This window comes from Pseudomonas sp. P5_A2_2, from assembly GCF_054177685.1.
This window is the reverse complement of sequence record NZ_JBGCUL010000201.1, coordinates 1-6,592: the sequence shown is the minus strand read 5'-3', so window position 1 is coordinate 6,592 and position 6,592 is coordinate 1. Positions and strand designations below refer to the sequence as shown.

The following is a 6,592-nucleotide window of genomic DNA, read 5'->3' as shown; positions in this document are numbered from 1 at the left end:
GCAGTGCGCGGCGGGTTTCTCGATCCGGGCATGCAGATGATCACCAAGCCCTTTACCTTCGATCTGTTGACGGCGGAGGTGCGGGAGATGACCGGCGCCTGAATGCTTAAGAAAGCATGTCCTGCATCAGCTCCTGCAATTTATCCAGATCGAAAGGCTTGTCCAGGATCGGCGCCGTGCGGGTGATCGGGCTGTCGGTCTCACGGATTTCCTGGGCATAGCCGCTGATGAAAATCACCTTGAGTTCCGGTCGCAGCTTCACGGCGGGTTCGGCGATCTGCACGCCGGAGATGCCACCGGGCAGGCGGAAGTCGGTGATCATCATGTYCAGGTGCGGTTTGCTCGCGAGGATTTCAAAAGCCTGCTCGCCGTTTTCGGCCTGCAATACGCGGTAACCCTCGCCCGACAGATAAGCGGACAGCACCATCAGAATCGAGGGGTCGTCCTCGACGACGAGTACTACATCTTGTGCATCTTCGCTCATGGGAAGCCTTTGCTCGGTCAATTGCTGCTGATACGACCGTCGGGTCGATCAGAGGTTGCGTTTATCTGGCTGTTTTCCTGCAGCGGCAGACAAACGCGAAACAAGGCGCCTTCGCCAATCCTGCTCTGGACCGTAATAGTACCGCCATGGGCGGTGACAATCTGTTCTGAAATAAACAATCCCAGGCCCAGTCCGGCACCGGTATGTTTGGCCGATACCCGTTCGAACTGCTGGAAAATCCGCTTCTGGTTTTCTTCGCTGATACCGATCCCCTGGTCCTGCACGTCCACCAGCGCCCGGCCCTCTTCACTGTAGACTCTCACCGCGACCAAGCCCTTGGCCCCGTAGCGCAAGGCGTTGGTCAACAGGTTGGAAATCACCTGTTCAATACGAAACTCATCCCAATTTCCGATCACCGGTTGCTCGGCATCCAGCGTGACCGACGCCTCGGCGGCGTCGATCTGTCGGGAAAAACTCTGCAACAACTCGCTGACCAGTGCCGAAAGATCGAAGCGCGTTGGCCGAATMGACAGCTTTCCGGTGCGGATGCGCGAGACATCGAGCATGTCTTCGATCAAGCGTATGAGGCTTTTGATCTGCCGCTCGTCGCGGTCGACCATGGCGTGCATCTTGTCCAGGGTGAAGGCGGCGGCGTTGTCCCTGGCCAGGTGCCTCTTGCGCAGCTGGGTTTCAAGGATCAGGCCGTTGAGCGGCGTGCGCACTTCATGGGCGACCATGGACATGAAGTCATCGCGCATGCGCACCGCCTGCTCCAGTTCCAGCTGAGTATCTTGCAGTTGCTTGAGCAGGGTCTCCTGTTCGCGGCGACTTTGCTCAAGGGCCAGCACTTGTTCCTTCATCGCCTTGCTCTGGCGATACAGGTCGACGAACACATTGACTTTGCTCTTGACCGCGAGGATGTCCAGCGGCTTGTACAGGAAGTCCACGGCACCGCTTTCATAGCCCTTGAACGCGTAGTTCAGTTCACGCCCGGCGGCGCTGACAAAAACGATCGGGATATTCCTGGTTTTCTCCGTTCCACGCATCAATTCGGCCAGCTCGAAGCCGTTCATGCCGGGCATCTTCACATCGAGGATGGCCATGGCGAATTCGTGCTGCAACAGCAGGGACAAGGCTTCGTCGGCACACAGCGCCTTGTACACGATGCAGTCCTCACGCTTGATCAGCGCTTCGAGCGCCAGCAGATTATCCGGCAGATCGTCGACGATCAGCAGTTTGGCCTGGATATTACTCAGCATGCGATTCGTTCCAGCTCGACAGGCAGACGGCTGATGCCACCGGCGGAGGCACCGATCACGATCGCTTCGATCGCCGGCAAGTTCGTTGCACTGTTCATGATTTTCGGTAAATCCGTTCTAGTTTGACCAGCGGCTCGAACTGATGGCCGAAGGCTGAGAATTCCGGGGTTTCCTTGCTGCCCAGCACCAGGAAACCGCGATGGCAGAGGGACTCATGAAACAGTCCTAATGCCCGATCCTGAAGCTTTTTATTAAAGTAAATCAGTACGTTACGACATGAAATTAATTGGGTTTCTGAAAATACGCTGTCCGTTGCCAGACTGTGATCGGCGAAGGTCACGTTCTCGCGCAGGGTCTTGTCGAAAATCGCGTACCCATAGGCCGCCGTATAGTAGTCGGCAAAAGAACACTGGCCACCGGCCTGCTGGTAATTAGCAGTGTAGGCGCGGACATTCTCCATCGAGAAAATTCCTTGCCTGGCCTTTTCCAGCGAGCGCGGATTGATGTCGGTGGCGTAGATGATCGTGCGGTCGAGCAAGCCTTCTTCGCGCAGCACAATGGCCATCGAATACACCTCTTCACCGGTGCTGCATCCGGCGATCCAGATCTTGAGCGAAGGATAGGTTCGCAGCAGCGGTACCACTTCTTTGCGGATGGCCAGGTAGTGCGAAGGGTCGCGAAACATCTCGCTGACCGGAATGGTCAGCAATTGCAGCAATTGCATGAACGCGGTGGGGTCGCGCAGGACCTTTTCCTGTAGCGCCGAGATGGTATTGCACTCGAACTGAGTCAACGCATGGTTGACCCGGCGCTTGATCGAAGCACCGGAGTAATCGCGAAAATCGTAGCTGTACTTGAGGTAGATCGCCTCGATCAGCAAGCGCAATTCGATATCGCTGTTTCGCTCCACTGAAAAATTGCGCTCCACTAGATACGTTCCACCTTCGGTAACCACACACGAATCAGCGAAAACAGGCGGTCCAGGTCGATGGGCTTGGCCAGGTAATCGTTGGCGCCGGCCTGCCGGCAGCGCTCCTGGTCGTCCTTCATGGCCTTGGCCGTCACCGCGATGATCGGCAGCTTGCGCCAGCGCGGGTCCTTGCGGATTTCAACAATGGCTTCGAAACCATCCATCCGCGGCATCATTACGTCCATCAACACCAGATCGATGTCTTGCACCTCATTCAATCGTTCAATCGCTTCGCGGCCGTTGCGACCAATGACCACCGCTGCGCCTTTTTGCTCCAGCGCACTGGTGAGGGCAAAAATGTTGCGCACATCGTCATCCACCAGCAGCACCTTGCGGCCCTCGAAGACCTTGTCGCGGCTGCGAGCGACCTTGAGCATCTTCTGCCGTTCATGGGACAACCGCGATTCGACTTTGTGCAGAAAAAGCGTCACCTCATCCAGCAGCCGCTCCGGCGAGCGTGCGCCCTTGATGATGATCGAACGCGAATACTTGAGCAGTTCAGCCTCTTCATCCCGGGTCAGGTTGCGCCCGGTATAGACGATGACCGGTGGAAAGGAGCAGAGGTCTTCGGTGGACATGCGCTTGAGCAGGTCATTACCGAGCATGTCCGGCAGTTTGAGGTCGATGATCATGCAATCGAAAACCGAGGTCCGCAGCAGGTCCAGTGCCTCCTGCGCCAGGCCAACGGCAGTGATCTCGATGTCATCGTCGCCGATCAGGCGGGCAATGCCGTCGCGCTGCAAGTCGTCGTCCTCGACCAGCAGCACGCGCTTGACCTTCTGGGTCAGTTTGGCCTCGAGTCGCGCAAATACGTCCTTGAGTTCCTCGCGGGTGGTCGGTTTGACCGCATAGCCAATGGCGCCCATGTGCATCGCTGCTTCAACCCGGTCCTCGACGGAAATCACATGCACCGGGATGTGCCGGGTTTCGGCGTGTTCCTTCAGACTTTGCAGCACGGTCAGGCCGGAGTGATCCGGCAGGCGCATGTCCAGCAGGATCGCGTCCGGGATGAACGTCTTGGCCAGGTCGTAGCCTTCGTCGCCGCCATGGGCCACCAGGCACTGATAACCCAGTTCATGGGCAAGGTCGTAGAGGATGTGCGCAAAATCCGGCTCATCTTCCACCACCAGAATGCAGCGGCTGGTGAACGGACCGTTGTTGCGATCGTCGTCGAAACGCGCAATGTCGACCTCGGCCAGCAGTGGCGACAGCGCGGGTGGCACTACGTTCGGCACAGCCGCCATCGTCTCGGCGCGCATCGGTTCGACAGGTACTTCACCCGGTTCCATGTACTGCTGCGGCAGTACCAGGGTAAACGCACTGCCCTGCCCCGGCGTGCTGGTCACGCTGATGGAGCCGCCGAGCAAGGCCGCCAGATCACGGGAGATCGACAAGCCCAGCCCRGTGCCGCCATAACGCCGACTGGTGGTGCCATCAGCCTGGCGGAATGCCTCGAAAATGCTGTCGTACTGCTGCGCCGCAATGCCGATCCCGGAATCACGGACGATGAACGCGATGCCGTCGTTCGGCACCGTGGCGACGGACAGGCACACGCTGCCGCTTTCAGTGAATTTCACGGCGTTGGACAGCAGGTTCTTGAGCACCTGCTCCAGGCGCTGGCGGTCAGTGAACAGCATCAGCGGTGCGCCGTCCTGCACATCCACCTGGAAATCCAGCTGTTTGTCCGACGCCAACGGCTGAAACAGACCGCGCAGGCCTTCGACCAGACGCGCCACACTGGTGTTCTGCGCACGGATCTCCAACTTGCCGGCCTCGACCTTGGAAATGTCCAGAATGTCATTGATCAGGTTAAGCAAGTCATTGCCGGCGGAGTAGATCGATTCGGCGAATCTGACTTGCTCGGCGCTGAGGTTTTGCTCCGGGTTTTGCGCCAGAAGCCTGGCCAGGATCAACGAGCTGTTCAGCGGCGTGCGCAATTCGTGGGACATGTTGGCGAGGAATTCGGACTTGTACTTGCTCGAGCGCTGCAACTCTATGGCACGTTCTTCGAGCTGGATCCGGGCCTGATTGAGCTCGGTATTCTTCAGCTCCATGGTGTCGCGTTGCTCGGCCAGTGCTTGTGCCTGTTCGGCGAGTTGTTCGTTGGTCTGCTCCAGCTCCACCTGCTGGATTTCCAGGTGCGCCTGGGACTCCTTGAGAATCCGCGAATGTTCTTCGAGCTCTTCGTTGGCGGTCTTGAGCTCTTCCTGCTGCACCTGCAATTCTTCGTTGAGTTGCTGGGTTTCGGCCAACACCTCCTGCAAACGCTGACGATAGCGTGCAGCCTCGATCGAGGTGCCGATGTTGCCGGCAATCAGCTCAAGCAATTCAATGTCGCGGTCCGTCAGTGAGCGCAGAAAGCCCAGTTCGATCACGCCATTGACCCGCTCATCATCACTGGTTGGCACCACCAGCACACTGCGTGGCAAACCTTCGCCGAGGCCGGAGCTGACTTTGAAGTAATCAACCGGTACCTCGTCCAAGCGAATCAACCGCGCCTGTTGCGCCACCTGGCCGACAATGYCTTCTTCGCTGTAAATCTGCTGCTCACACTCTTCCTGTTCGCGGGAAAAACCGTAGGTGGCGATGCGCTTGAGGCCGCCGTGGTCTTCGCGCACATAAATAGCCGCCACGGCGGTGCCCAGGTACTGCGCGCAAAACTGCAGGATGTTGCGTCCCAGCAGGCTCAGGCTCAACTGTCCCAACACCTGTTCAGCAAGTTGGGTCTGACCATTACGCAGCCAGGCTTGCTGTTCCAGGCGATGGGCGCTGGCCTGTTGGGCAGCGAGATTGACGCTGTAGCTTTGCGAAAGATTGAGCAAATCGCGGCGCCCGACATACGCCAGCAAGCCACTGACGCCGGCAATGAACAACAGATAGAGGCTGATACTCCACACCGTGGAACGCCGCATGTCGTCATTGCGGGCGGTGCGCAACTGTTGCTCGGTGTCGATCACGTCCTCGAACTGCTTGCGAATTTCATCGGTCAGGCGCTTGCCGCGCCCGGCCTTGACCACGGCGCGATAGTCACCGCTGCTGCGCTGCAAATCGACCAGCGATTGCGCGTAGCTGGCCCATTCCAGCTGCAATGCCTGCAACCGCAGCAAGCGGTCAGTCTGCACCGGGTTGTCGGCGGTCAGCTCGAGCAAGGTGTTGAGGGCCGCGGCAATTCGCGGTTTGGCGGTTTCGTAGGGATCGAGGAAATGTTCGTCACCACTGAGCAGGAAACCGCGCATCCCGGTTTCCAGGTCCACCGTCAGCTTGAGCGCTTCATTGGCGTTATTGATCACCCGGTCGGTGTGTTGCACCCACTGGATCGTCGACAGTAAATAGCTGATCAGCGAAACGAAGAACACCGCGCTGATGAGGCCCAGACCCAACGGCAGGCTGATGTTGCGGCTCAGGAGTTTACGAAATCGTTGCTCATCAACCGTGGACGCGGAGGGCATGGGGCAAGCCTTGTCGAACTGTCGGGATGCAAGGAGTTTGCCGCAAAACTGGCGCATTGATCCAATTTTCTGACATGGTTTCGCACAGGGTCCTACATTCCGCTGCGCCCACGCAAAGTAGCGGGTTATCCTTGCCTGACCTGCGCCCGGTTCTTTTTCGCATTGCGCTGGGAACTTGTCAGGATCCGCCACTTACTCATGCAAGAGGCCGGTGATTTTATTCGCCTGACAACCCATCATTTTCAGGAAAGCCACTATGTCCTCCGCCAAAGCGCCCATTATCCTCGTCGTCGAAGACGATGCCATCGTGCGCATGCTGATCGTCGATGTACTGGAGGAGTTGGAGTTCAAGGTGCTGCAAGCCAATGGCAGCGAGCAGGCGCTGGAGACACTCAAGGACTTGAACCAGCACATTGATCTGATGATTACC

Annotated in this window: 4 protein-coding genes and 1 pseudogene; 1 reads left to right on the top strand and 4 read right to left on the bottom strand. The window is 58.0% G+C overall.

All coding sequences use genetic code 11. The features are described from left to right. Positions 1–106 precede the first annotated feature (106 nt). From ACXRVY_RS13845 to ACXRVY_RS13830, 4 genes are all read right to left on the bottom strand, one after another. Positions 107–484 carry a response regulator gene (locus ACXRVY_RS13845; RefSeq protein WP_458237579.1) on the bottom strand — a complete coding sequence of 126 codons (378 nt, stop codon included), beginning with the start codon at positions 482–484 and terminating at the stop codon, positions 107–109. Between the two features lie 17 nt (positions 485–501). Then, the gene (locus tag ACXRVY_RS13840) at positions 502–1,743 is read right to left on the bottom strand and encodes a hybrid sensor histidine kinase/response regulator (RefSeq protein WP_223458101.1); all 1,242 of its coding nucleotides are present in this window, start codon (positions 1,741–1,743) and stop codon (positions 502–504) included. A gap of 94 nt (positions 1,744–1,837) precedes the next feature. Beyond that, a complete protein-coding gene (locus tag ACXRVY_RS13835) occupies positions 1,838–2,671 on the bottom strand; it encodes a CheR family methyltransferase (protein ID WP_223458102.1) in 834 nt (277 codons plus the stop codon). Beyond that, entirely contained in the window at positions 2,671–6,162 is a 3,492-nt protein-coding gene (locus ACXRVY_RS13830; RefSeq protein ID WP_458237578.1) for a response regulator, read from the bottom strand. The genes ACXRVY_RS13835 and ACXRVY_RS13830 overlap by 1 nt, the downstream gene beginning before the upstream one ends. 256 nt (positions 6,163–6,418) lie before the next feature. Between ACXRVY_RS13830 and ACXRVY_RS13825 the strand changes: the two are divergent. Then, a pseudogene (locus tag ACXRVY_RS13825) lies at positions 6,419–6,592 on the top strand (response regulator); the annotation flags it as partial.